General features: G+C 58.4%; 24 protein-coding genes. 15 read left to right on the top strand and 9 right to left on the bottom strand.

All coding sequences use genetic code 11. The features are described from left to right. Positions 1–5 precede the first annotated feature (5 nt). The 3 genes from glgX to ACN28R_RS20770 all read right to left on the bottom strand — a co-directional run bounded on the left by glgX (position 6) and on the right by ACN28R_RS20770 (position 5,809). Entirely contained in the window at positions 6–1,976 is a 1,971-nt protein-coding gene (gene glgX, locus ACN28R_RS20780) for a glycogen debranching protein GlgX (protein WP_095835370.1), read from the bottom strand. Beyond that, on the bottom strand, positions 1,977–4,154 hold the full coding sequence (gene glgB, locus ACN28R_RS20775) for a 1,4-alpha-glucan branching enzyme (RefSeq protein ID WP_095835369.1): 2,178 nt from the start codon (positions 4,152–4,154) through the stop codon (positions 1,977–1,979). It lies immediately after the preceding gene. A gap of 746 nt (positions 4,155–4,900) precedes the next feature. Continuing rightward, positions 4,901–5,809 (bottom strand): LysR family transcriptional regulator, encoded by a 909-nt coding sequence (locus tag ACN28R_RS20770; RefSeq protein ID WP_048637155.1) that lies wholly within the window; start codon positions 5,807–5,809, stop codon positions 4,901–4,903. 160 nt (positions 5,810–5,969) lie between these two features. On the opposite strand from ACN28R_RS20770, the gene speB (ACN28R_RS20765) reads away from it, so the two are divergent. The 12 genes from speB (ACN28R_RS20765) to ACN28R_RS20710 all read left to right on the top strand — a co-directional run bounded on the left by speB (ACN28R_RS20765) (position 5,970) and on the right by ACN28R_RS20710 (position 17,064). Further along, positions 5,970–6,920, top strand: a complete 951-nt coding sequence (gene speB / locus ACN28R_RS20765; RefSeq protein WP_048637154.1) for an agmatinase — start codon at positions 5,970–5,972, stop codon at positions 6,918–6,920. A 119-nt stretch (positions 6,921–7,039) separates the two neighbouring features. Further along, entirely contained in the window at positions 7,040–8,512 is a 1,473-nt protein-coding gene (locus ACN28R_RS20760) for a purine-cytosine permease family protein (RefSeq protein ID WP_095835368.1), read from the top strand. A 49-nt stretch (positions 8,513–8,561) separates the two neighbouring features. Further along, positions 8,562–9,395 (top strand): ABC transporter substrate-binding protein, encoded by an 834-nt coding sequence (locus ACN28R_RS20755; protein ID WP_095835367.1) that lies wholly within the window; start codon positions 8,562–8,564, stop codon positions 9,393–9,395. 45 nt (positions 9,396–9,440) lie between these two features. Beyond that, the gene (locus ACN28R_RS20750) at positions 9,441–10,973 is read left to right on the top strand and encodes an amino acid ABC transporter permease/ATP-binding protein (protein ID WP_048637152.1); all 1,533 of its coding nucleotides are present in this window, start codon (positions 9,441–9,443) and stop codon (positions 10,971–10,973) included. 144 nt (positions 10,974–11,117) lie between these two features. Further along, a complete protein-coding gene (locus ACN28R_RS20745) occupies positions 11,118–11,960 on the top strand; it encodes an urease accessory protein UreD (protein ID WP_095835366.1) in 843 nt (280 codons plus the stop codon). A gap of 13 nt (positions 11,961–11,973) precedes the next feature. Continuing rightward, a complete protein-coding gene (gene ureA / locus ACN28R_RS20740; RefSeq protein ID WP_048637150.1) occupies positions 11,974–12,276 on the top strand; it encodes an urease subunit gamma in 303 nt (100 codons plus the stop codon). Between the two features lie 8 nt (positions 12,277–12,284). Then, positions 12,285–12,608: an urease subunit beta gene (locus ACN28R_RS20735; RefSeq protein WP_048637149.1), complete on the top strand. Its 324-nt coding sequence runs from the start codon at positions 12,285–12,287 to the stop codon at positions 12,606–12,608. Next, positions 12,601–14,304 (top strand): urease subunit alpha, encoded by a 1,704-nt coding sequence (ureC, locus tag ACN28R_RS20730; protein ID WP_095835861.1) that lies wholly within the window; start codon positions 12,601–12,603, stop codon positions 14,302–14,304. Before ACN28R_RS20735 ends, ureC begins: the two co-directional genes overlap by 8 nt. 9 nt (positions 14,305–14,313) lie before the next feature. Further along, entirely contained in the window at positions 14,314–14,778 is a 465-nt protein-coding gene (gene ureE, locus ACN28R_RS20725; RefSeq protein ID WP_095835365.1) for an urease accessory protein UreE, read from the top strand. A 4-nt stretch (positions 14,779–14,782) separates the two neighbouring features. After that, entirely contained in the window at positions 14,783–15,526 is a 744-nt protein-coding gene (locus ACN28R_RS20720; RefSeq protein WP_095835364.1) for an urease accessory protein UreF, read from the top strand. A gap of 8 nt (positions 15,527–15,534) precedes the next feature. Further along, complete coding sequence (gene ureG / locus ACN28R_RS20715; RefSeq protein ID WP_048637146.1) at positions 15,535–16,152, top strand: urease accessory protein UreG; 618 nt, start codon at positions 15,535–15,537, stop codon at positions 16,150–16,152. A 45-nt stretch (positions 16,153–16,197) separates the two neighbouring features. Next, on the top strand, positions 16,198–17,064 hold the full coding sequence (locus ACN28R_RS20710; protein ID WP_048637145.1) for a LysR family transcriptional regulator: 867 nt from the start codon (positions 16,198–16,200) through the stop codon (positions 17,062–17,064). A gap of 32 nt (positions 17,065–17,096) precedes the next feature. Here ACN28R_RS20710 and mdtH read toward each other — a convergent pair whose 3' ends face one another. The 6 genes from mdtH to ACN28R_RS20680 all read right to left on the bottom strand — a co-directional run bounded on the left by mdtH (position 17,097) and on the right by ACN28R_RS20680 (position 22,565). Next, positions 17,097–18,311, bottom strand: a complete 1,215-nt coding sequence (mdtH, locus tag ACN28R_RS20705; protein WP_048637144.1) for a multidrug efflux MFS transporter MdtH — start codon at positions 18,309–18,311, stop codon at positions 17,097–17,099. Positions 18,312–18,381: 70 nt separating this feature from the next. Further along, positions 18,382–19,425 (bottom strand): agmatinase, encoded by a 1,044-nt coding sequence (gene speB / locus ACN28R_RS20700; protein WP_197088970.1) that lies wholly within the window; start codon positions 19,423–19,425, stop codon positions 18,382–18,384. A gap of 138 nt (positions 19,426–19,563) precedes the next feature. Next, a complete protein-coding gene (locus tag ACN28R_RS20695) occupies positions 19,564–20,331 on the bottom strand; it encodes an ABC transporter ATP-binding protein (RefSeq protein WP_048637143.1) in 768 nt (255 codons plus the stop codon). 10 nt (positions 20,332–20,341) lie between these two features. Next, positions 20,342–21,055, bottom strand: a complete 714-nt coding sequence (hisM, locus tag ACN28R_RS20690) for a histidine ABC transporter permease HisM (RefSeq protein WP_095835363.1) — start codon at positions 21,053–21,055, stop codon at positions 20,342–20,344. Next, a complete protein-coding gene (locus ACN28R_RS20685; RefSeq protein WP_197089017.1) occupies positions 21,052–21,738 on the bottom strand; it encodes an ABC transporter permease in 687 nt (228 codons plus the stop codon). Before ACN28R_RS20685 ends, hisM begins: the two co-directional genes overlap by 4 nt. Positions 21,739–21,764: 26 nt before the next feature. Next, the gene (locus ACN28R_RS20680) at positions 21,765–22,565 is read right to left on the bottom strand and encodes a transporter substrate-binding domain-containing protein (protein ID WP_095835362.1); all 801 of its coding nucleotides are present in this window, start codon (positions 22,563–22,565) and stop codon (positions 21,765–21,767) included. A gap of 561 nt (positions 22,566–23,126) precedes the next feature. Here ACN28R_RS20680 and ACN28R_RS20675 point away from each other — a divergent pair. The 3 genes from ACN28R_RS20675 (at position 23,127) to nadS (ending at position 25,557) form a co-directional block, all read left to right on the top strand. Further along, positions 23,127–24,845 (top strand): sensor histidine kinase, encoded by a 1,719-nt coding sequence (locus ACN28R_RS20675; RefSeq protein WP_048637140.1) that lies wholly within the window; start codon positions 23,127–23,129, stop codon positions 24,843–24,845. A gap of 86 nt (positions 24,846–24,931) precedes the next feature. Continuing rightward, on the top strand, positions 24,932–25,273 hold the full coding sequence (locus tag ACN28R_RS20670; protein WP_048637139.1) for a hypothetical protein: 342 nt from the start codon (positions 24,932–24,934) through the stop codon (positions 25,271–25,273). Beyond that, positions 25,270–25,557 (top strand): NadS family protein, encoded by a 288-nt coding sequence (gene nadS / locus ACN28R_RS20665; protein ID WP_048637138.1) that lies wholly within the window; start codon positions 25,270–25,272, stop codon positions 25,555–25,557. Before ACN28R_RS20670 ends, nadS begins: the two co-directional genes overlap by 4 nt. Positions 25,558–25,574: the final 17 nt, after the last annotated feature.

Genomic DNA, 25,574 nt, shown 5'->3' with positions numbered 1-25,574 from the left:
CTTATTTATTTTGTAAGGATACAGACAGCCTGTGCATTCCCTTGCCATACCCCATCGCCGATCCGGTCATCTTCTTCATTGAAGGGCGGCGAAACCTTCCACTGTCCTGACGGCAGGTTAAAATCCCCGGCCTGCGGGCTGGCGTTAATCAACAATAGCCAACCCTCGGAAAACAAAACTTGTAACTGATGTTCTCCCTGTTCCCATTGCTGCGGCGTCAAAGGCTGCCCGGTTCTATCCAACCATTGCACGGCGCTGTCGTCCTCCCGCCACCATCCTTCCTGCTGCAACGCCGGTATCCTGCGGCGCAGGTGAATTAACCCGGCGGTAAACGCCGCCAACTCGCGATCGGCCTCATCCCAGTGCAGCCAGGTCAATTCGTTATCCTGGCAATAGGCATTGTTATTGCCCTGCTGACTGTGCCCGTGTTCGTCTCCCGCCAGCAGCATGGGCGTACCCTGCGAGAGCAGCAGCGTCGTCAGCAGCGCCCGCTGGCTGGCGCGGCGGCGCCGTTGCGTCTCCTCATCGGCATCCAGCCCTTCCGTGCCGTGGTTATGGCTGTAATTGTTGTCGGCGCCGTCGCGGTTGTTTTCACCGTTGGCCTGATTGTGCTTATGGTTAAAGCTCACCAGATCGCGCAGGGTGAAGCCGTCATGGGCGGTCAGTTTGTTGACGGAGGCGTAAGGCAGGCGATCGTGATGCTGGAAGATGTCGCTGGAGGCGGCGAAACGGCGGGCGAAAACGCCAAGCGGGATATCGCCGTGCAGCCAGAAGCGGCGCATATCGTCGCGATAGCGGTCGCTCCACTCGGCGAACGGCGCCGGGAATTGTCCCAGTCGATAGCCGCCGGCGCCCAGATCCCAAGGTTCGGCAATCAATTTGCATCCCTGAAGCAGCCGATCGTTTTTCATCGCCATCAGTAATGGCGCCGACGGGTTAAAATCCGGCGTGCGCCCCAGCACCGTCGCCAGATCAAAACGGAAACCGTCGACGTGGCAGACTTCGCGCCAAAAGCGCAGGCAGCCGATCACCCAATCGATCGTCGTCGGATGATCAAGGCGCAGCGTGTTGCCGCAGCCCGTCCAGTTGTGGTATTCGCCCTGTTCGCCCAGCCAGTAATAGCTGCGGTTATCGATACCGCGCAGAGAGAGCGTCGGCCCTTCTACATCCAGCTCGGCGCTGTGGTTAAACACCACGTCCAGAATGACTTCAATACCGGCCTGATGCAGCGCTTTTACCGCATCCCGGAATTCGTTCAGCGCATCCTCGCCGGAGGCCAGACCGTTATCCACCGCAAACGGCAGCAGCACGTTATAGCCCCAGTAGTTGCGCAGCCCCATCTGCTGAAGCCGGGGTTCGTCGGCGTGTTGCTGCACGGGCAGCAGCTCCAGCGCGGTAATCCCCAGGCGCTGCAAATAATCGATCATCACCGGATGCCCCAGCGCCGCGTAGCTGCCGCGCATCGCAGCCGGGATATCGGGGTGAAGCTGGGTCAACCCGCGCACGTGGGCCTCATAAATCACGGTCTGATGCCAGGGAATTTGCGGATAGCGATCGTCTTGCCAATCGTAATCCTCGGCGGTGACGACGCATTTGGCCATCACCGCCGCGCTGTCGCGCTCATCACGTTGTTCGACGCCGCCTTGCAGACTGGCGTCATCCACGATCCAGCCGTCCAACTGGCGGGCGCAGGGATCCAGCAGCAGCTTATTCGGGTTAAAGCGCAAGCCTTGCGCGGGTTCAAAAGGGCCGTCCACGCGGAAGCCATAGCGTAATCCCGGCCTGGCGCCGGGCAGATAGCCGTGCCAGATATCGCCGCTGCGCGCGGTTAATTCCAGCCGCTGCTCCTGCTGGCGCTCATCGAACAGACAGAGTTCCACCCGCTGCGCCTGTGCCGAAAACAGCGCGAAATTAACGCCTTCGCCATCAAAGCTCGCCCCCAGCGGCGCCGGGCCGCCCGCCTGCAATACCGTCATTCATGCCTCCCTCGCCAAATACAACGTCGCCAATGGAGGAATGGTCAGCACCAGCGACTGCGGCCGCTGATGACTACCGATATCTTCGCTGTGAACCGGGCCTTCATTGCCCAAATTGCCGCCGTGGTAGTAATGGGAGTCGGTGTTGATGATTTCCCGCCAGCGGCCGGGCTGATTAATGCCGATGCGATAGCCATAACGCGGAACCGGGGTAAAGTTACTGACCACCAGCACTTCATTGCCCTGCTCATCGCGCCGCACAAAAGCAAACACCGAGTTTTCCCGGTCATCCACCACCAGCCATTCGAATCCCTGCGGCTGGAAATCCAATTGGTAGAGCGGCGGCTGCCGGCGATAGCAGTGGTTGAGATCGCGCACCAGATGTTGCACGCCGCGATGCCAGCCTTCCGGCTCGTCCAGCAGGTGCCAATCCAGACTGGCGTCGTAATTCCATTCGCGCCCCTGGGCGAATTCGCATCCCATAAACAGCAATTTCTTACCGGGATAGGCCCACATAAAACCGTAGTAAGCCCGCAGATTGGCGAATTTCTGCCAGGCGTCGCCGGGCATCCGATCCAGCAGAGAGCGCTTGCCGTGCACCACTTCATCGTGAGAAAGCGGCAGGACGAAGTTTTCGCTGTAGGCGTACAGCATGCCGAACGTCAGCAAATCATGGTGGTATTTGCGGTGCACCGGATCGTGCTGCATATAGGTCAGGGTGTCGTGCATCCAGCCCATGTTCCATTTGTAATGGAATCCCAGCCCATTGCAGTCCGGGGGAAGGGTCACGCCGGGATAGTCGGTCGACTCTTCCGCCACGGTAATGGCGGCCGGGGCGGCATGGCCGAGCATCTGGTTGGTGTAGCGCAGGAAAGCGATCGCTTCGAGATTCTCTCTGCCGCCATAGTGATTCGGCACCCACTGGCCTTCCCTGCGGCTGTAGTCGCGGTAAATCATCGAGGCGACGGCATCCACCCGCAGCCCGTCGATACCGTAGTGCTCCATCCAGAACAGGGCATTTCCCGCCAAATAGTTGCGGACTTCATGACGGCCATAGTTGTAGATCAGGGTATTCCAGTCCTGATGATAACCTTCGCGCGGGTCGGCATATTCATACAGCGCCGTGCCGTCAAACTGCGCCAGGCCATACTCATCGCCGGGGAAATGCCCCGGCACCCAGTCCAGCAGGACGTTGATGCCCGCCTCATGAAAGGCGTCGATAAATTTTCTGAAATCCTGCGGCGTGCCGAAACGGCGCGTCGGCGCATACAGACCGAGCGGCTGATAGCCCCAACTGCCGTCAAACGGGTGTTCATTGATGGGCATCAGCTCAATATGCGTGAACCCCATCTCCTTGATATAGGCGATAAGCTGTTCCGCCAGTTCCTGATAGCTGAGCCAGAAATTGTTATCCGTATGTCTACGCCAGGAGCCGAGATGAACTTCATAAATGGAAATCGGCGCCTGTAATGCGTTAGCCTGACGACGCGCTTCATTAAGCGGCACTTTCTCCGGCAGGGGGGTAATCAGCGAAGCGGTATCCGGACGCATCTGCGCTTCGAAAGCGTAAGGATCGGCTTTCAGGCGGACGTTGCCGTGGCTGTCGATCATCTCATATTTATATAACTCGCCCTGCGTTACGGCGGGCAGAAACAGCTCCCAGATACCGTTTTCTTTGCGTAAACGCATAGGGTGGCGGCGTCCGTCCCAGAAATTGAACTGGCCGACGACGGAAACCCGCTGCGCATTCGGCGCCCAGACGGAAAAGCGGGTGCCGGCCACGCCGTCCAGCGTTTCCAAATGCGCGCCCAGGCGCTCATAAGGGCGTAAATGCGTCCCTTCCGCCAATAGCCAGATATCCAGATCCTGTAACAGCGGGCCGAACCGATAAGGATCCTCAATCAGATAGGTTTCCTGTTGCCAGGTCACAGCCAACTGATAATGAAACAAATTTTTTCTTCGCGGCAACACGGCGCAAAAAAAACCGCGCTCATCATAACGCGACAATTGCGCCACTTTACGGCCGTTATGGGCCTCTATCACCCACGCCGCCTGAGCATCAGGTAATAATGCCCGCACCTCGATTCCATGTGAGGTTTTGTGCATGCCCAATAGAGAAAATGGGTCAGCATAATGCCCGGAAATAAGTGAATTAATCGCATCAGAAAACTCCAGCATGGTATTCATCCTCTGATTAACCATTTGAATTAAATAAATATGTTATATAAACAACCTATAGTGATGCGCTTATATTTTCCGCTTATCGAAACCCATAACAAAACCAATAAAAACAATTAATTGTAAATGCTCGCTAATAAATAACTACATAAAAAAATAATTTACAGTGCAAAATAATTCATTTAACAGCATTCACCTATTTAGCGTAGACAATTAAGCGGAAAATATCTGAGGCGGCACCGAAATTTTGTATTTCTATTATACAAATAAGTTATACAAGGGAGGTTTTAGCACACATTGATTAAAATACGCATGATACGGAGAGAGAAAATTCTATTTAAGAATAAATTTAAATATCACCGATTAATTAAGGCATTACGAACATTATCGGCCTGAAAAACCATATTAAGGAGAGTGTTCGACTCACCATCACCGCGTCGCCGGAAACGCGAAAATAACGATTCAGCTTTGACGCACGCCATGCCGCGAACGGCATAAGCATGACAGAAAAACCTTTGGTTTTGGAGGTTGATGACAAACCTTCCCAAACCCGTCATTCCCGCGTAGGCGGGAATCAGCCAATGGCTGTTTACGGTTTCAGCAGGAGATTCCCGCCTACTACTGCGGGAATGACCGCGCTGGGGCCGTGAAGGATGACAGAGGTATATTTAGGGGCTTTGTCAGCAGTCTGAAAAACCTTTGGTTTTGTCGATCAAACACACCGGCCGCCAGCCTCCTTTTCATCATCATAGCCGGGTGCGCTGCGCCTTGGAGGACGAACGCAGCAGGTCGCGTATCGCACGAATCAATACTTCTTTGCTGCGCCCGCGGCGGAAGATCAGCGAAAACGGCGCCTGATAGCCATAGTCGGTGGGCAGCAGCGCGCGCAGCCGCCGCCTCTGCACCCAGGGCAGCGCGTAATGCTCGGGCAAATAGCCGATATATTTTCCCGACAGGATCAACAGCAGCTGCGCCTCCATACTTTCCACGGTGGCGGTGCTCTGCTTGAAGCCCCGCTTGCCCAAATCCGACGAGCTCCAGTAGCTGCGCGTTACCATTCGCATCTGGGCGACATGCGCCGCTTTTGGATGCGCCACGTCGAACAGCTCGTGTTGATCGCTGCAATACAGCCAATGCTGTTCTCGGTACAGCGGATGAGCGATCACGCTGTTGCCCTGTAGCGGGAAATTGCCCACCGCCACATCCAGTTCGTTATCCAGAATGCCTTGCAGCAGCGCGTGCGGGCTTTTGATTTGCAGGTTGATGTGCACCAAAGGAAACCGGTCGCTGAAACGGCCGATGGCGTCGGCGATGGAGAGCACCGGATCGGTGACCGTGGCGTCAAGCACGCCAAGGCGCAAAACCCCGCCCTGTTCTCCCTGTAGCGTCGCGGTATAGCGATCAAAATTTTCCAGATTGTTCATTAGATACAGCGTCTGCTGCAAAAACGCCTCCCCTTTTGGGGTCAGCGCGAAACCACCCCGACCGCGCCGGCAGAGTACGAATCCCAGCTTCTCTTCCAATTCGCTCATGTAGTTGCTGATGGCGGAAATCGTCAAGTTAAGTTCCTGCTGGGCGCGGGCATAGCCCTGGTGTTTCGCCACGGTGGCGAAAATATGCAGCAAGCGCAGATTAGGCAGTTTTCCAATGGACATCACACTGTTTCCGCAAGGAAGAGAGACGGTTAGTTTTCAAATTACTGAACTGATTTTTTGTATTCTGCTATTTTTTCCCGCCCATCGTCTACCGCACTATTTTCCCACTAATCCGTGGCCGGCACATATCCGGCCGTAGTCGACGTGGGAAACAGTGATAATGGAAAAACAGTATCCGCAACCTCAGGGCGGCAACGAAATGCCGCGTTTCGCCGGACGCGCCACGATGATGCGTCTGCCTTACAGCGACGGCCCGCAGGGTCTGGATGCCGCCTTTATCGGCATTCCGCTGGATATAGGCGCCTCCCAGCGCGCCGGAACCCGCTACGGACCGCGCCATATCCGCAGTGAGTCAGTGATGATCCGCCCCTACAACATGGCGACCGGCGCCGCGCCGTTCGACTCCCTGCAAGTGGGCGATCTGGGCGATGTGCCGATCAACACCTACAGCCTGCTGAAATCGGTGGACATCATCGAAGACTACTACACCGCGCTCAACGACTGGCCGCTGATCCCGCTGACGCTGGGCGGCGATCATACCATCACGCTGCCGATCCTGCGCGCGTTAACGAAGAAGCACGGCCCGGTCGGCCTGATCCACGTGGATGCGCATACGGATACCAACGATGAGATGTTCGGCGAAAAGATCGCCCACGGCACCACGTTCCGCCGGGCGGTGGAAGAAGGACTGCTGGACTGCCGGCGCGTGGTGCAAATCGGTCAGCGGGCCCAGGGTTACACCAGCGAAGATTTCCAGTGGGGCGTCGATCAGGGATTTCGCCTGATCCCGGCCGAACAGTGTTGGCACCGCAGCCTGACGCCGTTGATGGAGGAAGTACGCGCCCGGATGGGCGACGGCCCGGTATACCTTTCTTACGATATCGATAGCCTCGATCCGGCCTGGGCGCCCGGCACCGGCACGCCTGAAGTGGGCGGGCTGACCTCGGTGCAGGGGCTGGAGATTGTGCGCGGCTGCCGGGGACTTAATCTGGTGGGCTGCGATCTGGTGGAGGTTTCGCCGCCCTACGATATTAGCGGCATGACCGCCCAAATGGGCGCCAACCTGCTGTATGAAATGCTGTGTGTGCTGCCGGGAGTGGCGCAACGATGAGCGCGGAGGCAGAGGTGCTCGTGGCCGGCTAGCCTGCCACGAGCACTTGCCGGACCGTACCTGAAATCAGCCGTCCGTCACGCGATACGGCGCGGACCTTGACGCTATCAGAGGCGATTATGTCACATTCTCCTATGACCATCGAAACCTTCGGCATCGAACAGATACCTGACGATCGGCGCGATGCCTCGCCGCTGGATCTTTTCCGTCTCACGTTTGGCGGCGCCAATACTTTCGCCACTTCGGTGCTGGGCAGTTTCCCTATTCTCTTCGGCCTCTCTTTCCAGGCAGGCTTCCTGGCTATAATCATCGGCGTCGTCACTGGCGCGCTGATCCTGGCGCCGATGGGCATCTTCGGCGCGCTCAACGGCACCAACAACGCGGTGTCCTCCGGCGCACATTTTGGCGTCCACGGCCGTATTGTAGGTTCCTTCCTGTCACTGCTGACCGCCGTGGCGTTTTTCTCCCTATCTGTCTGGAGCTCGGGCGACGCCCTTATCGGCGGTGCCCACCGCCTGCTGGGCGTTGCGGAAAATGACGTCACGCTGGGCCTGGCCTACGGGATGTTCGCCATGCTCGTCCTGATCGTGTGCATCTACGGTTTTCGCTTCATGCTGTGGGTCAACAAAATCGCCGTCTTCGCCTCCAGCCTAATGTTCCTGCTTGGCGTATTCGCCTTTAGCGGCACGTTCGATCCCGGGTTTAGCGGCAGCCTGGCGTTGGGCGAACCGGGATTCTGGGCCGCATTTATCGGCGCGATACTGCTGACCATGAGCAACCCAATCTCATTCGGCGCCTTTCTGGGAGACTGGTCGCGCTACATCCCGCGGCATACCGCCAAGATCCGCATCATGACGGCGGTGTTCGCCGCGCAGTTGGCCACGCTGATCCCGTTCGTATTTGGGTTGTGCACGGCATCGGTGGTGGCGACCCATGCGCCGCAGTACGTGGCGGATAACAACTACGTCGGCGGACTGTTGGCCGTCTCTCCGATCTGGTTCTTCCTGCCGGTATGCCTGATCGCCATCATTGGCGGCATGTCCACCGGCACCACCGCCCTCTACGGCACCGGTCTCGACATGTCGAGCATATTCCCGCGCCTGCTCAGCCGCGCCCAGGCGACGCTCCTCATCGGCGTAGCCGCAATCACTTTCATCTTCATCGGCCGCTTTGCCTTTAATCTGGTGCAAAGTGTTTCCACTTTCGCGGTGCTGATCGTCACCTGTACCTCACCATGGATAGTGATCATGATCATCGGGCTGATTGTGCGCCGGGGTTTCTACCATGCGGATGACCTGCAAGTTTTCACACGCGGCCAGCGCGGCGGCCGCTACTGGTTTCACCATGGCTGGAACTGGCGCGGACTCGGCGCCTGGATCCCCAGCGCGGGAGCGGGGCTGAGCCTGGTCAACATTCCGGGGCAGTTCGTCGGCCCATTTGGCGACCTAGCCGGCGGTATCGACGTCAGCCTGCCGGTTACGCTCGGCCTGGCGACACTGCTCTACCTGGCATTACTGCGCGCATTTCCAGAGCCTCCGGCCGTTCACGGCCCTTACGCTTTACGCTGGCCGACCGGCGTGAGCTGTGAATAGGGGCGGCGTCAAACATCGACATACATTTTACACTTACGGGAGCACCGCCATGAAGTCATCCATTATTCCGCGCCGCCTGCGCTTAGCCGTTCTGCTTTCACTGACGATGGGCGCAAGCGCACTGTCATCATCCCATGCCGCATCCGTCGCTCCCACCCTGGCGCCGGGCGTGTTCAAGGTCGGCATCGAAGTCGCCTACCCGCCGTTCGAATCCTGGCAGAACGGGCAGGTCGTCGGTTTTGACGCCGAGCTTGCTGCCTTGCTCAGTAAACACCTCAACGCCCGGTTGACGCTCGCCGATACGCAATTTTCCGGCCTGATCCTCGGGCTTAACGCCGCCAAACACGACGCGGTGATATCCGCCCTGTATGTCACCGCCGATCGCACCGCGCAGGCGGACGCCATTCCCTACGCCGATACCGGCGCCTACATTCTGGCGCGCAAGGACGCCAAGGTAATGCCGGAACATGAAAAAGCGTTGTGCGGCCTGACCGTCGGCTTGCAGCAGGGCTCCGTTTGGGTGAAACAGCTACGGCAACTCTCCGCCGATTACTGCCTGCCCTACGGCAAACAGCCCATTATCGTCAAAGAATACCCCACCGCGCCGGAGACATTACAGGCGCTGCTGGCGGGTCATATTCAGGCGCAGGTTGAGATGGCGGGCGCCGCGCGTATGTTCGCCGAGCGCAGCCGCGGACGGGCGACGATAGCCTCGCCTCAGATCATCTATCCGCAGACGCTTGGCATCTATGTGAAAAAAGGCAATCAGGCGTTATTGAACGCGTTGAAAACCGCGCTGCAAACGATCCGCGACAACGGCGAATATGCCGCCCTGCTGGAAAAATACCGGCCTTACGGCATCACCGACACCGCCGCGCGTTAACGCACGACATCAGATTTCATACTCTCAGGGAGTTGTACTACCGCCATGATTTTCGACTGGACCTACTTTTTTTCTCTGTTTTCCATGCGGGCGTTCTGGCAAGCCAGCGTCACCGTGGTAGAGCTGAGCATTCTGTCCTGGCTTATCAGCCTGATATTGGGCTTTATCGTCGCCAGCGCCCGCCAGTCCGGTCCCTTTTGGCTGCGCGGCGCATGTCAGGCTTATATCTGGCTGTTTCGCAGCGTGCCGCTGCTGGTGCTGGTAGTATTCGTCTACAACCTGCCGCAGATGTTGCCGGCGACCGGCGTGGTGCTCGGCAACGCGTTTTTCGCCGGGCTGGTCGCCACCGTGCTGGTGGAAACCGCCTACATGTCCGAAATTCACCGCGGCGGTTTGATCTCCGTGGCGAAAGGACAACATGAGGCCGGACATGCGCTCGGCATCCGCTTCCTGGGCGTACAACGGCTGGTGGTGATCCCGCAGGCGCTGCGAATTTCACTTCCGGCGCTGGTCAACGAGTTCGTCACCATCGTCAAACAAACCTCGCTGGTATCGGTCATCTCCCTGCCGGAACTGCTGATGACCGGCCAACGCCTGTACGCGGAAAATTTTCTGGTGATGGAGACGCTGGCCGCAGTGGCGGTGTACTACATCCTGATTGTCTCCCTGTTCACTCTGCTGTTTCAGCGGCTGGAGCGGCGGGTGAACATTCAGACCCGCACGCCGGGCACGCTGGAGGAAAGCGAATTGGCCGAACTACGGCGGCAGGCTAGCGCGCCGGTATTCCGTCAGCCGACGGCGCGTCCCGGCGAACCTAACGCGCTGCTGATGAGAAATATTCATAAGGCTTACGGCCGGCATCAGGTGCTTAAAGGCATCAATCTGACGGTCGCGCCCGGTGAAGCGATCAGCATCATCGGCCCATCGGGGTCAGGCAAAACCTCGCTGATCCGCACCGTCAACGGACTGGAAAGTCTCGATCGGGGCGAAATCATCCTGTTCGGCGAAACGTTTATCGTCGCGGGCGGCCCAAGGGAGAACGACGCCGCGCGGCAAGGCATCCGACGCATCGGCATGGTATTTCAGAACTTCAACCTGTTTCCCCACTACAGCATTCTGCAAAACGTGATGCTGGCGCCGCGTTACCACGGTCAGCCAGACGCCGCCACCACGCGGCGCGCGCAGGCGCTTTACCTGCTGGATAAAGTCGGGCTGCTGGCCCATGCGGAAAAATACCCGCATCAGCTATCGGGCGGGCAGCAGCAGCGTGTGGCGATCGCCCGCGCCCTGGCGTTGTCGCCGGACATCATGCTGTTCGATGAGCCCACATCGGCGCTCGACCCGGAACTGGTGGGCGACGTGCTGAAGGTGATTGGCTCTCTGGCACGGGAGGGGATGACCATGCTGATCGTCACCCATGAGATGGATTTCGCGCTGGCGATTTCCAATCGGGTGGTGCTGATGGAAGACGGCGACATTCAGGCGGACGCGTCTCCGGCTGCGATCCGCGCCGGCGGGCAAGACCCGGCGCTACAGCGCATCCGGCAGTTTATGGGGATACATGGCGCGACACATTGAACGGACGCCGCAATGTTCCGCCGCTGACATAACAAAAAAATATTATTTATCGTTTCTCTTGCCATGTCACAAAGAAAGACGGCGGCAAGGTGAAGAAGAGAAGACGTCGATATGACGTATTCACAATAAGTTAGGCGCATTTATATGGTTAGCAGCGACAACGGCGATACGGTTACGGCGGATGAAACCTCGGCGGGTTGGCGCGCGTCGCTTTACCTCGGATTACGCCGCCAGCCGGGACGCACCGTCGTCGCCGAGCGCCGCCATACCGGGCCGCTGCTGATTCAGCGGCCGTTCTATCCCGAGGGGGAAACCTGCCATGTGTACCTGCTGCACCCTCCGGGCGGCGTGGTGGGCGGCGACCGGCTCAGTACGGAAATCCGTCTGGAGCAGGATGCGCGGGCGCTGATCACGACGCCGGGCGCCACCAAGTTTTATCGCAGCGCGGGCGAAACCTCGCACCTGCAACAAAGGTTTCATCTGGCGTCCGGCAGTTGCCTTGAATGGTTGCCGCAGGACACGATTGTCTTTCCCGATGCCAGAGCGCGGGTGGATACCTGCTTTTACCTTGAAGAAAATGCCCGGCTCATCGCCTGGGAAACCTTCTGTCTCGGCCGCCCGGTGATGCGGGAACGCTTTTCCAGCGGCGAGTTGAAGACACGGCTGCGCGTGCTGCGCAACGGCGTGCCGACGCTGCATGAAACGTTGTGGATCCTCGACGGCGATCTCGACTGTATCGCCGGTTACGCGCTGACCGGCACCATGCTGATAACGCCCGCCGGGCCGGAAACGCTGGAAAAAGCGCGTGAGCTGCTGGCTTCCAGCGCCGCGCCCGCCGGCGCCACGCTGCTGGACGGATTGCTGATCGTCAGAATATTGGCCGGCGACAACCGGCAGATGCAATCACTCCAGCAAGCGCTCTGGTTCGGCCTGCGCAGCGCCGTCGTCGGGTTGCCGCCGCTGCCGCCGAGAATATGGTCTACGTGAAAAGGAGACGATTTTGGAACTCACCCCCAGAGAAAAAGACAAGATGTTGCTTTTTACCGCGGGCTTGGTGGCCGAACGCCGCCTGGCGCGCGGCCTGCGCCTCAATTATCCCGAAGCGGTGGCGCTGATCGGCGCGGCCATTATGGAAGGCGCTCGCGATGGAAAAAGCGTGGCCGAACTGATGGAGTTCGGTAGGCATATCCTCAGGCGCGATCAGGTGATGGACGGTATCGCCGATCTGATTACCGACGTGCAGGTGGAGGCCACCTTTCCGGACGGCACCAAGCTCGTCACCGTACACAATCCGATTGAGTGAGGCCGCGCATGATCCCAGGTGAAATACAGGTCGCCGACGGCCGCATTGCGTTGAATACGGAGCGCGAGCGCATCAGCGTCGTGGTGGAAAATCACGGCGACCGGCCGATCCAGATCGGCTCGCACTACCATTTTTATGAGGTCAATCCCGCGTTGGTATTCGATCGCCCCCTCACGCGCGGCTATCGGCTGGATATCGCGGCCGGCACCGCCGTGCGTTTCGAACCGGGTCAGGCGCGGGAGGTCGCGCTGGTGGCACTGGCCGGCCGGCGCCGGGTATTTGGCCTGCGCGGAGAGGTGATGGGCAAACTGGATGGACAAAACGATGACTAGCATTTCTCGTCAGGCATACGCCGATATATTCGGTCCCACAACCGGCGATCGGGTACGGCTCGCCGATACGGCGCTGTGGGTGGAAGTGGAACAGGATCTCACCGTCTACGGCGAAGAGGTGAAGTTCGGCGGCGGCAAGGTGATCCGCGACGGCATGGGACAAGGCCAGATGCTGGCGGACGAAGCGATGGATCTGGTGCTGACCAACGCGCTGATTATCGACCATTGGGGCATCGTAAAAGCGGATATCGGCGTCAAAGACGGCCGCATACGGGCCATCGGCAAAGCGGGCAACCCGGACATTCAGCCCGGCGTGGATATCCCCATCGGCGCGGCGACGGAAATCATTGCGGCGGAAGGCAAGATCGTTACCGCGGGCGGCATTGATTCGCATATTCATTTCATCTGCCCGCAGCAGGCGGAGGAAGCGCTGACTTCCGGAGTGACCACCATGATCGGCGGCGGCACCGGTCCGGCGACCGGCACCAACGCCACCACCTGCACCCCCGGTCCCTGGCACATTGCGCGCATGTTGCAGGCGGCCGACGCGCTGCCCGTCAACATCGGCCTGTTGGGCAAGGGCAACACCTCAAGCCCCGGCGCGCTGCGCGAACAGGTGGCGGCGGGCGTTATCGGCTTAAAACTGCATGAGGACTGGGGATCGACGCCGGCGGCGATCGACTGCTGCCTGAGCGTGGCGGAGGAGATGGACGTGCAGGTCGCCATTCACACCGATACGCTGAACGAAGCCGGTTTTGTTGAAGATACGCTGCGCGCCATCGGCGACCGCGCGATCCACACCTTCCATACCGAAGGCGCCGGCGGCGGCCATGCGCCGGACATCATCACCGCCTGCGCCCGCCCGAACGTACTGCCGTCCTCCACCAACCCCACGCTGCCGTACACCGTCAACACCGTGGATGAGCACCTCGACATGCTGATGGTCTGCCACCATCTCGATCCCAATATTCCGGAAGATATCGCGTTCGCCGAGTCGCGTATTCGCCGGGAAACCATCGCCGCCGAAGACATCCTGCATGATATCGGCGCGTTCTCCATGACCTCGTCCGATTCCCAGGCCATGGGCCGGGTGGGCGAAGTGGTGCTGCGCACCTGGCAGGTGGCGCACAAGATGAAGATGCAGCGCGGCACGCTGCCGGAAGACAGTGAACGCCACGACAACTTTCGCGTCAAGCGCTACATCGCCAAGTACACCATCAATCCGGCCATCACCCACGGCATCGCGCACGAGGTCGGTTCGGTCGAAGCAGGGAAACTGGCGGATCTGGTGTTGTGGTCGCCGGCGTTCTTCGGCGTGAAGCCGGCGTTGATCGTCAAAGGCGGCCTGATCGCCAGCGCGCCGATGGGGGACATCAACGCCTCCATTCCCACGCCGCAGCCGGTGCACTATCGTCCGATGTTCGGCGCGCTGGGCGCGGCGCGTCATCAGACACGCATGACGTTTCTTTCCCAGGCGGCGGCCGAACGCGACGTCGCCGGCGCATTAGGACTGCAAAGCCTGATCGGCGTGGCGCGCCAGTGCCGCACGGTGCGGAAAAGCGACATGGTGCACAACGACGCGCTGCCGGATATTCAGGTCGATTCGCAAACCTATGAGGTCAGCGCCAATGGCGAACGGCTGACCTGCGAACCTGCGACCGAGCTGCCGCTGGCGCAGCGCTATTTTCTGTTTTAAGGAAGGTTGATGAAACTACTCACACAACGTCTGAACCAGGCCGAGTCGGTGACCGCCACCGCCACGCTGGATCTGGCGACCCGGCTGAAAAGCCGCGCCAGAATCACACTGGACGACGGCCGGGAAGCGGGGCTGATGCTGGATCGCGGTCAGTTGATTCGCGGCGGCGACCTGCTCGGCGACGACGCGGGGCAAGAAATTGTGCGCATCATCGCCGCCCAAGAGCAGGTCTCGCAGGCGGAATGCGCCGATCCGCTGCTGCTCGCCAAGGCGTGTTATCACCTCGGCAACCGGCACGTTCCGTTGCAGATAGCAAAGGGACTGGTGCGCTATCATCACGACCATGTGCTTGACGACATGGTGCGCCAGTTGGGGCTTCAGGTTCGCGTCGTCATGGCGCCGTTCGAACCGGAAAGCGGGGCTTATCACGCCGCGCCGCACGCGCACGGCCATCATCACCATACGCATCATTAAAAGTATGGCGCATGAAGGAGCACGACTTATTCGCGACGACGACATCCGTTGCGGCGCGGAAGATTTGACTCCCTCAGCCTTACGCCTGCCGCGCCTGCTGCAACTGGCGAGCGCCACGCTGCCGGTCGGGGGATTCACCTATTCGCAAGGGCTGGAGTGGGCGGTGGAAGCCGGCTGGGTGCGTGACGAAGACGGCTTTCGCCGCTGGCAGCGCCAGCAAATGACGCATACGCTGGCGCACTTTGACTGGCCGCTATTACAGCGCCTGTATCATGCCTGCGAACGGCATGACGCGTCCGCGCTGCGCCAGTGGCGCGACCTGCTGCTGGCCGGGCGCGAAACCAGCGAGCTGCGGGCGGAAGAACGTCAGCGCGGCCAGGCGTTTATACGCATTCTCGCCGGCTGGGGATTCACCGCAGAACTCGACGCCGACTGGCGCGATGCGTTGGCGGACAGCCAACTGTGCGGCATGGCGTGGCTGGGGCCGCGCTGGGCGATTCCGCTGCCGGAACTGGCGCTGGCCTACGGCTACAGTTGGCTGGAAGGCGCGGTCATGGCCGGCGTGAAGCTGGTGCCGTTCGGCCAACAGTCCGCGCAGAACCTGTTGCTGGAGCTGGGCGCGCAGTTGACGCAGCTGCTGCCGGCCGCGCTGACGCTTAACGATGACGAGATAGGCGCGGGGCTGCCGCTGGCGGCGATCGCCTCCGCCTGCCATGAAACACAATACACCAGACTTTTTCGTTCCTGAGAGGCGCTATGTCAGATTACAAACAACCGCTGCGCGTCGGCGTCGGCGGCCCGGTAGGTTCGGGGAAAACCGCGCTGTTGGAAGCCTTATGCAAAGCCATGCGCGACACCTGGCAGCTGGCGGTGGTGACCAACGATATCTACACCAAAGAAGACCAGCGTATTTTAACCGAAGCCGGCGCGCTGGCGCCGGAACGCATCATCGGCGTGGAAACCGGCGGCTGCCCGCATACCGCCATCCGTGAGGACGCCTCAATGAATCTGGCGGCGGTCGAGGATCTGGCGCGCCGCTTCGGCAATCTGGACATTGTTTTCGTTGAGAGCGGCGGCGATAACCTGAGCGCCACCTTCAGCCCGGAACTGGCCGATTTGACCATTTACGTGATCGACGTGGCCGAAGGCGAGAAAATCCCCCGCAAAGGCGGACCGGGCATTACCCGATCGGATTTTCTGGTGATCAACAAAACCGATCTGGCGCCTTACGTCGGCGCGTCGCTGGAGGTGATGGAGCGCGACACCAACCGAATGCGTCCGCAACGCCCCTGGACGTTTACCAACCTGAAGACCGGCGATGGGCTGCAAGCCATCATCCGTTTCCTCGAAACAGAAGGCATGTTGACGGTATGACGGCGCACCCGTTTCGCATGGCATTGATCCCCGGCGCGGCGGCCTATGGATGATAAAGACTGGCTGATTATCCGCACGGTGTACGAGTTGAAAAACATTACCCGCGCCGCCCAACAGTTGCACACCTCGCAGCCGGCGCTAAGCTACCGTCTGCGGCAAATTGAACGCAAGCTCAACGTACAGTTGTTCGACATGTCGGGCAAAGTGCTGACGTTTACGCCGCAGGGAGAGCAGATCGTCTATTACGCCGATCGGATACTGAATGACTACCAGCAAATGAAAGAAGCGCTGCTGCTGGCGGACGAACGCCTACGCGGCGAGATCCGCATCGGCGCTTACAGCAACTACGCAGCCTATCGCCTGCCCGCGCTGATGCGGCGCTACCACGACCGTTATCCCGATGTTGAGCTACGGCTGGTGACGGGCCTGTCGCAGGATATCTTCGCACAGTTACAGAGCGGCGAAATCCATCTGGCGCTGGTGCGGGAAGAAACTCACTGGAAAGAGAGTAAGCGCGTGGTCGACCGCCACCACTATTATGCGATCAACCGCCAGCCGCTGGCGCTGGCCGATTTACCGACCCTGCCGCAGATCCGCATCTCCAGCATGCCCTATCCCTATGTCGGCGATACGATCGACCACTGGTGGAACTCGCTCTTCAGCCAGCCGCCGCACATTGTGATGACGGTGGACAAAATCGAGATTTGCCTGGAGCTGGTCAAGCACGGACTGGGGTTCGCCCTGCTGGCGGACTACCTGGATTTTCCCCCTGAACTACACTCGCAGCTATTGCACGACGCGAGCGGCCAGCCGCTGGATAATCGCACCTGGCTGCTTTACCGCCACAGCGCCGTCTTTTCACCGCGGCTGGCGCATTTTATCGACCTGTTCGGCGAAGAGCCGCAAGTTTAGTCCGCCGCCTAACTCCCGTAAGCGATTCCCGGTTACAAACTTTGTACCCTGGCGATACGCCGCGTTGGGCGGCGGCGAAACTGAACGTAGAGCGCCAATAGGGTGACGAAACCGATAACGCCGAGGATCAGCCACGGCAGCGCAGGCGTGTCTTGCGCCGCGCCTAAATCATACAGCCAACCGCCGCCGCTGTAGCCGATAGCGCCGCCCACCGCCGCGCCCATGCGGCTGAACCCCATATAACTACCGCGGGCGCGGTAGTCGGACAGTTCGGCGCTGAGGGTTTCCCGCGCCGGTTCGGCGATCAGCGATCCAAAATAGAAGGTGATCACCAGCATAAACAGCGGCAGCAGCGTATGGGTAAAGCCGACGAACAGCAGGCTGAGGGTCATAATAGCCAGCCCGATGATCAGCCGCTGTTCCAGCCGGAAGTGGCGTTCGCTCCAGCGCGCCAGCGGATAGAGCAACAGCACCGCCATTACGGCGTCCACGGAATACATCCAGCCGACGGCCGCCGGCGTGTGGGCGACGGACAGTATCGCGACGGGCAGCATCAACATCACCTGCACGTTGAGGGTATAGTAACCGGTTAGCGTCAGCACGTAGCGGCGGAAATTCCGATCCCTGAACGCCCGCGCCATCCCGGACAGCACCGGGGCACGCACGCTGGACAGCTTGTAAGCGGGCAGTTTCCACAGGTTCCAGCCAGCGGCCAGAACAAAGAACAGCATGCCGGCCAGACAAACATGGCGAAAGTCGTAATGCATCAGCAGCCAACTGCCGAGCAGCGCGCCGATCACCCGGAACGCGCTGTCCTCCACCATCAGAATGGAATAGAAGCGGCCCCGCTCAGCCGGGCGAACCAGTTTGATCACCAGCGCGGAGCGGCAGGGGGAAAACAGCATGCCGCCGAACGCCGCCAGCGCGCAGGCCAGCATCAATATCCATCCGGCATCGGCGAAAGCCATCACGCCGAATCCCGCAGCGCGCAGCAGCATGCCGGTCACCATCATCGGCTTGGCCCCCAAACGGTCGGCGATGGCGCCGCCGAGAATGCCGGTGCCGGACTGAATGAACTGCCAGATAGCCAGCGCCACGCCCACGATAATCGCCGGCCAGCCCAACTGCTCGACGAAATGAACCGACAACAGCGGAAACACGGCGGAGAAACCGAGTTCCAGCAACATATTATCCAACAAAAGGAAACGTTTCCCGGCGCGTCTGGCCCGGGCGGTCACGGGTAGCATAGTTAGCCTGTCATTAACGGTAGCTCAGTGAGGAACGCGCCCGGCGCACCGCCGGACGCGCAACGGTTTATTATTGCTGGCGCGCCAACGCCACCAGACACAGTTGCATAAACAGCACCTGCGCGGTGATTTGCGCCGTATTGGAGGAGGCGTCATACTGCGGCGCGACTTCCACCACGTCGCCGCCGACCACCTTCATTCCAGCCATAGACCGCAACATGCTCAGCACTTCGCGCGGCGTCAGTCCGCCCACCTCCGGCGTGCCGGTGCCGGGCGCAAACCCCGGATCCACCGAATCGATGTCGAACGAGATATACACCTCGCTATCGCCCACCACCTCGCGAATTTTGCCAATCGCATACTCCACGCCGCGCTCCACAATGTCTTCGGCGTAAATCACCGTCATACCGGATTCGTGAGAGAACTCGCCGTGATAGGTGCCGCCGCCGCGGATACCGATTTGCACGCATTTCTCCGCATCCAGCACGCCGTCCAGCACCGCCTGACGGAACGGCGCGCCGTGGTGGTATTTGGTGCCGTAAGCGCCGGAGGTATCGCAGTGGGCGTCGAAATGCACGCAGGCCAGCGGACGATCCTTGCCAAGCGCGCGCAGAATGGAATAGGTGATGGAATGATCGCCGCCCACCGTCAGCGGTATCACGCCCGAGTCCATGACGCGCGAATAGTAGGCTTCGATATCCGCATGGCACTGTTCCAGGCTGCGGCTATTGGTAAACGCCACGTCGCCCACGTCTTTCACCCGCAGATCGCCGGCGGGAGAAACGTTGAGCACCCGATCGTAAGGGCCGACGCGGCTGACGGATCGTACCGCCTGAGGCCCGAAGCGGCAGCCGGGACGGTCGCCGGCGCCGAGATCCATCGGCACGCCGATCAGCGCCACGTCTAGCCCGGCGAAGCGATTGCCGTAAGCGCCGGCGTCATAGGCGAGATTGAGCAAGGTTGCCGGTTCGGCGATGGGCCACTTACTGTGGCCTTCGGCCCGGCTGGCGGCGGGCACTTTGGCCGCTTTGGCGAAATCCGGATGGTAAATTTTGCCGTCTTCGATATGGTCGCCGAATCTTTCGCGCAGGTATGCCAGTTTTTCGCTATTCATAATATCCTCATCAACCAACGTCCGGCCCGCATGGTCGGACAGGGTAAACACCGCACAGCGCGGCCCGTGGAGGCGGATAAACCGTCTCCATAAACGTTTTTTCACAGAAGGTGGAACGGCGCTAAAGCGCGGAGATCGTCATTTCAGGTTGCCGCTAAGAAAACCGCGCAGCCGACCGCTTTGCGGATTGCCCAACACCTCATCGGGCCCCCCCTGCTCCTCTATCACCCCTTGATGGAGGAACAGCACCTGGCTGGAGACATGACGCGCGAATCCCATTTCATGCGTGACCACGATCATGGTGCGGCCCTCATCCGCCAGCACCTGCATCACCTTCAGCACCTCGCCCACCAGTTCCGGATCCAGCGCCGACGTCGGCTCGTCAAACAGCATCACATCGGGATCCATCGCCAGCGCCCGGGCAATGGCTACGCGCTGTTGTTGTCCGCCGGAGATATGGGCCGGATACTGTTGCGCCACCTGCGGCGGCAGGCCGACCTTATCGAGATAGTGCTGCGCCCGTTCGCGCGCCTCGCTCTTGCTCAACCCCAGTACGCTGGTGGGCGCCAGCATGATGTTTTCCAGCGCGGTAAGATGGCTCCACAAATTAAAGTGCTGGAACACCATGCACAGCCGGGTACGGATACGTTGCAACATGCGGTCATCGGCGATACGCATGCCGCCTTTGTTGTCCCTGACCATCGGCACCAGCCGGCCATCGAAGAAAAACGCCCCGTCGTCGGGATGTTCCAGAAAGTTGATGCAGCGCAGAAACGTGCTCTTGCCCGAACCGCTGGCGCCGATCAGGCTGACCACGTCACCGGCGCGCGCACGTAGCGATACGCCACGCAGCACCTGATTGTCGCCATAGCTTTTGGTGAAATTATCAATAACCAGTTTTTCCATTGCATCCTCCTCACTGACCGCGGGGGCGAATAAAAGCCAGCCAGCGTTTCTCTCCCTGACGGAACAGGGCGATAAGCACGCAGGTGGTGACCAGATAGATCGCCGCGGCGATGCCGTAAGCCTGAAAAGACATATAGGTTTCCGCGTTGACATCGCCGGCGACCTTGAGTAAATCCGCCACGGTGGCGGTAAACGCAATGGACGTGGCGTGCAGCATCAGGATCACTTCATTGCTGTAATAAGGCAGCGCTCGCCGCAGCGCGGCGGGAAGGATGATCTTGCGGTAAAGGGTAAAACGATGCAGGCCATAGGCGCGCGCCGCTTCAACCTCGCCGTGAGCGATGCCTTTAATCGCGCCGGCGAACACCTCGGTGGTGAACGCGGTGGTGTTCAGTCCAAGCGCCAGCACGGCGCAATAAAAGCCGTTGCGGAAAAACGCGTCCAGCATCGGCTGCGCCCGTACGAACTCCAGACTGTAGATACCGGTGTAGATAATCAGCAGTTGGATATAGAGCGGCGTGCCGCGAAAAACATAGGTGAAGCACCATACCGCGCGCGACAGCCAGCGCACCTGCGACGCGCGCGCCACGGCCAGCGGCAGCGACAGAACAAATCCCATCAGCAGGGACAGCAACAGCAGCCAACAGGTAACCAGCAGACCGGAATAGTGGTAGCCGTCATGCCAGAGATAGGCCATGCCATATTCTTTCAGTATTTCAATCACAGTTCCGCCTCACGTACGCCGATGTTGTAGCGTTTGCCCAGCCAATACAGCACAACGCTGGATACGGTCGTCACCAGCAGATAAAACAGTGCCGCCAGAACCAGATAGAAAAACAGCTGTCCCGATCCTTTACCGGCGTTCTGCGCGGCTTTTGTCACATCGGAAAGCCCGATGATCGACACCAACGCGGTGGCCTTCACCATGATCAACCAGTTGTTGCTGAGACCCGGCAAAGCGAAGCGCATCATTTGCGGAAAGAGAATCTGGCGGAAGCATTGCCAGCCGCTCAGGCCGAATGCGCGCCCCGCCTCCATCTGCCCGGCCGGCACCGCCATAAAGGCACCGCGGAATGTCTCGGTAAAATAGGCGCCGTAAATGAAACCCAGCGTCACGATACCGGCGCTGAACGGTTCAATATCGATCTGCCGCCATCCCAGGAAATCGGTTATCTGGTTGAGCCACATTTGCAGGCTGTAAAACACCAGCAGCATCAACGCCAGATCGGGAATACCGCGAATGACGGTGGTGTACAGTGCGGCGACCGCGTTCAGCGGCCGGCTGCCGGAAAGTTTGGCCAGCGCCATAATCAGCCCGAGCAACATCGCCAACACCAGCGCCCCCAGCGAGAGCCGCACCGTCACCATAATGCCGTCAAGCAGCATGTGGGCGTATCCCTGCGGAATAAACATGAGCGGTTCCCCTTTGCGTCTTATTGGTAGATATCAATGGACGGCGGGAAATATTCGGCGGCGATCTTCTGGTAAGTCCCATCCGCGCGCAGCGCCGCCAATGCGCGATTGATCTCGGCGGCGAGCGCGGCGTTATCCTTATCCACGCCGATGGCGCTGACGCCGGTGCCAAGCAGCGGATCCTGAATCTGTTCGCCGGCGAAGGCAAAGCCTCTGCCCTTTTCCGAACTGAGAAAACCGAGCTGGCCTTGCACTTCGCCGGTCAGCATGCCGTCCAGGCGGCCTGCGATCAGGTCGTTATAAGCCAGATCCTGATTGCCATAGGAAACCACCGTCACGCCGAGCGGCGCCCAACGCTTTTTGGCGAAGTTTTCGACGCTAGCCCCCTGCTCCACGCCGATGCGCTTCCCGGCCAGCGACTGTCCGTCAGGCAGCAGCCCGCTGTTTTCCCTGGTGATCATGCGCGTTCTGCCGCCATGCACCTTGTCGGTAAACAGCAACTGTTTTTTTCTGGCTTCCGTTACGCCGATAGAGGCCAGAATGGCGTCAAACTTGCGCGCTTTTAATGCCGGGATCATGGTGGATATTTCGGTTTCCACCCACTGACAGCGTTTTTTCAGGTAGTCGCAAATAGCGTTGCCTAAATCGATTTCAAAACCGGTCATTTCGCCGTCGCTGCCGCGATATTCAAACGGGGCATATCCCAGCGCGGTGCCGAAACGCAATGTATCGGAAGATTCGGCCCGTAAAAATGGCGATACAGCCATAATGAAAATAGTAAATAGCGAAATAGACAACCTACGATTGAATATTATTTTCATAACTCACCCTAAATAATTAAATAGCCGAAAACACGCTGTATTAACCGAGACATAAATAGGTGAGCAAATACTGTGCCAGCACTTAATAAAACTCAAAAAAATAACGTAATATACTGTTTTTAAATCTATTTATATAAAATTAAAAAATCAAAAACAACTAACCATAAAAATTTTTTATCATATAAAAATAAAAACAATAGAATTATTTTTTTATTTATAAAGCCATTTATTCAAATGCACTAAAAAAGCACACCACTGCACCAGAATATGGCCTCTTAATAAATAGCGGAGGAATGTTACGATAATAGATAATGCGCAATGAAGAATAATCTTGTTCTCTACTTTAAATAATCTTAGTAGCCGAAGGGCGGCAATGGCGGAACATGACACGCCGCGGAAATAAATAATCACCCGTGACGCCTGACGGTAAAACTGTAACGCCTGATGGTAAAACAATGGACGCCGCTACGCCGCGCCGGCTTCTTTCCCGGACTCGGGCGATGTTCCTCCGCCAGATAACGCGCTACACTATCCCGTTCGGGCAGCAAGGCATATTTTCTTATGATCAACCAGGTCGATTTGATTCTTTCTTTACTGCAACAGATGTGCGTTTATCTGGTGATCGCTTATCTGTTAAGTAAAACGCCGTTATTCATTCCGTTGATGCAGGTTACGATCCGCTTGCCCCATAAGCTGGTGTGTTATCTGGTTTTTTCCATGTTCTGCATCATGGGCACCTATTTCGGCCTGCATATTGATGATTCCATCGCCAACACCCGCGCCACCGGCGCCGTATTGGGCGGTATGCTGGGCGGGCCTTCCGTCGGTTTTCTGGTCGGGCTGACCGGCGGACTGCATCGTTATTCGATGGGTGGGATGACGGCGCTGGCCTGTATGCTTTCCACCATCACCGAAGGCCTGCTGGGCGGATTGCTGCACCGCTATCTGACCCGGCGTAACCGTATCGATCTGCTGTTTCAACCGCTGGTGGTCGGTTTAACCGCGCTGGCGGCGGAAATTCTGCAAATGGCCATTATCCTGCTGGTTGCCCGACCGTTTGATAACGCGGTGGCGCTGGTGCGCGACATTGCCCTGCCGATGATGATCACCAACAGCGTGGGGGCGGCCATGTTTATGCGTATTCTGCTCGACAGGCGAGCCATTTTTGAAAAGTACACCTCGGCGTTTTCCGCCAAGGCGCTGAAGATCGCCGCCCGCGCCGAAGGTACGTTGCGGCAGGGTTTCAACCAGCAGAACAGCATGCGTGTCGCCCGTATCCTGTACGAAGAACTGGGGGTTGGCGCCGTGGCGATTACCGACCGGGAAAAATTGCTGGCGTTTATCGGCCTGGGCGACGACCACCATACCGTAGATTCCCCCATCACTTCCTGCCATACCCATCGGGCGATTGATAACAACCAGGTGGTTTACGCCGATGGCAATGAAGTGCCCTACACTTGCTCCATCTCGTCCAACTGTAAACTGGGTTCGACGCTGGTGATCCCGCTACGCGGCGAAGAACAGCGCGTCATCGGCACCATCAAACTGTACGAACCCAAGAACAAACTGTTTTCCAGCATCAACCGTACGCTGGGAGAAGGGATAGCCCACCTGCTGTCGGCCCAGATTCTGGCCGGACGCTTCGAACGGCAGAAACAGCTACTGGTGCAGTCGGAAATCAAACTATTGCATGCCCAGGTTAACCCGCATTTCCTATTCAATGCGCTGAATACGTTATCCGCCGTAATACGCCGCGATCCCAATCACGCCCGCCAGTTGGTGCTATCGCTATCGACCTTTTTCCGTAAAAACCTGAAGCGCAGCAATGATGAGGTGACGCTCAGCGATGAGTTGGAACACGTTAACGCCTATCTGGAGATTGAAAAGGCGCGTTTCGCCGATCACCTGACGGTGGATATCACGCTGCCGGACGAACTGCTGGAAGCGCGGCTACCGGCGTTTTCCCTGCAGCCGATCGTGGAGAATGCCATCAAGCACGGAATTTCGCAGATGCTTGAGATCGGCCATATTCATATCAGCGGACGTTTGCATGCCAATACGCTGGAGCTGACGGTAGAAGACAACGCCGGAATGTATCAGCCCCCCACCGGCGGAGATGGTCTGGGCATGAATCTGGTGGACCGGCGCATCAAGGCCCGTTACGGTAAGAGCTTCGGCGTCACCGTGGTCTGCCAAGCCGACGAATTCACCCGGGTGGAAGTCCGCGTACCGTTTATTTCACCACGTAAAACGCTATCGGATATTGAAAAAGCGGCCTGATGGATTTACCGCTAACGGTTTACATGCATTGACACCCTTACCATGTAAGAGTAAATTTTCCACACAAACATGGAAAGGATGCCGTAATGAAATATGCTGAGTTCATTGAAACTGACTTTTTCAGCAAGCAACGTGAAAGACTTCTTAGTGAAGATGAGTATACAGAGCTACAAAAATTGTTAGTTACCGACCCAGAGTTGGGAGGAGTCATTGTTGGAACTGGCGGATGCAGAAAGATCCGTTTCTCACCTGAAAGCAGCAATTGTGGTAAACGCGGTGGGGTTCGCGTCATCTACTATTATCAATCGCCCAAGGGCCGTATATGGCTCTTCACTGTGTATCAAAAAGGGCAGAAAGACACATTAACCGGAGCAGAAAAAAACATGCTCAGGTCAGCAATAGAACATTTAAAAAGGGGTTCTTTATGAGTGATTTTTTCAATGACCTAATGACGTCGGTAAACGAAGCCGTAGCAATCAGCGAGGGTAAAGCAACGGCGGCGCGTATCACTCGCTATGAAATGCCTGATGTGAAAGCGATTCGAGCATTATCAGGATTGAAACAAGATGATTTTGCTTCAGCGCTAGGAGTTTCGCCTTCCCTTGTTCAGGCATGGGAGCAACACCGGCGCCAGCCGACCGGCACGGCGCTAAAAGTGTTGAATATTCTGAAAAACAAGCCTGATTTCATCAACGAACTAAAAGCAATATAAGAATAACAGCAGAGAGC

It is taken from the genome of Brenneria goodwinii, assembly GCF_002291445.1.
Classification (GTDB): Bacteria; Pseudomonadota; Gammaproteobacteria; order Enterobacterales; family Enterobacteriaceae; genus Brenneria; species Brenneria goodwinii.
This window is presented reverse-complemented; position numbering and strand designations above follow the sequence as displayed.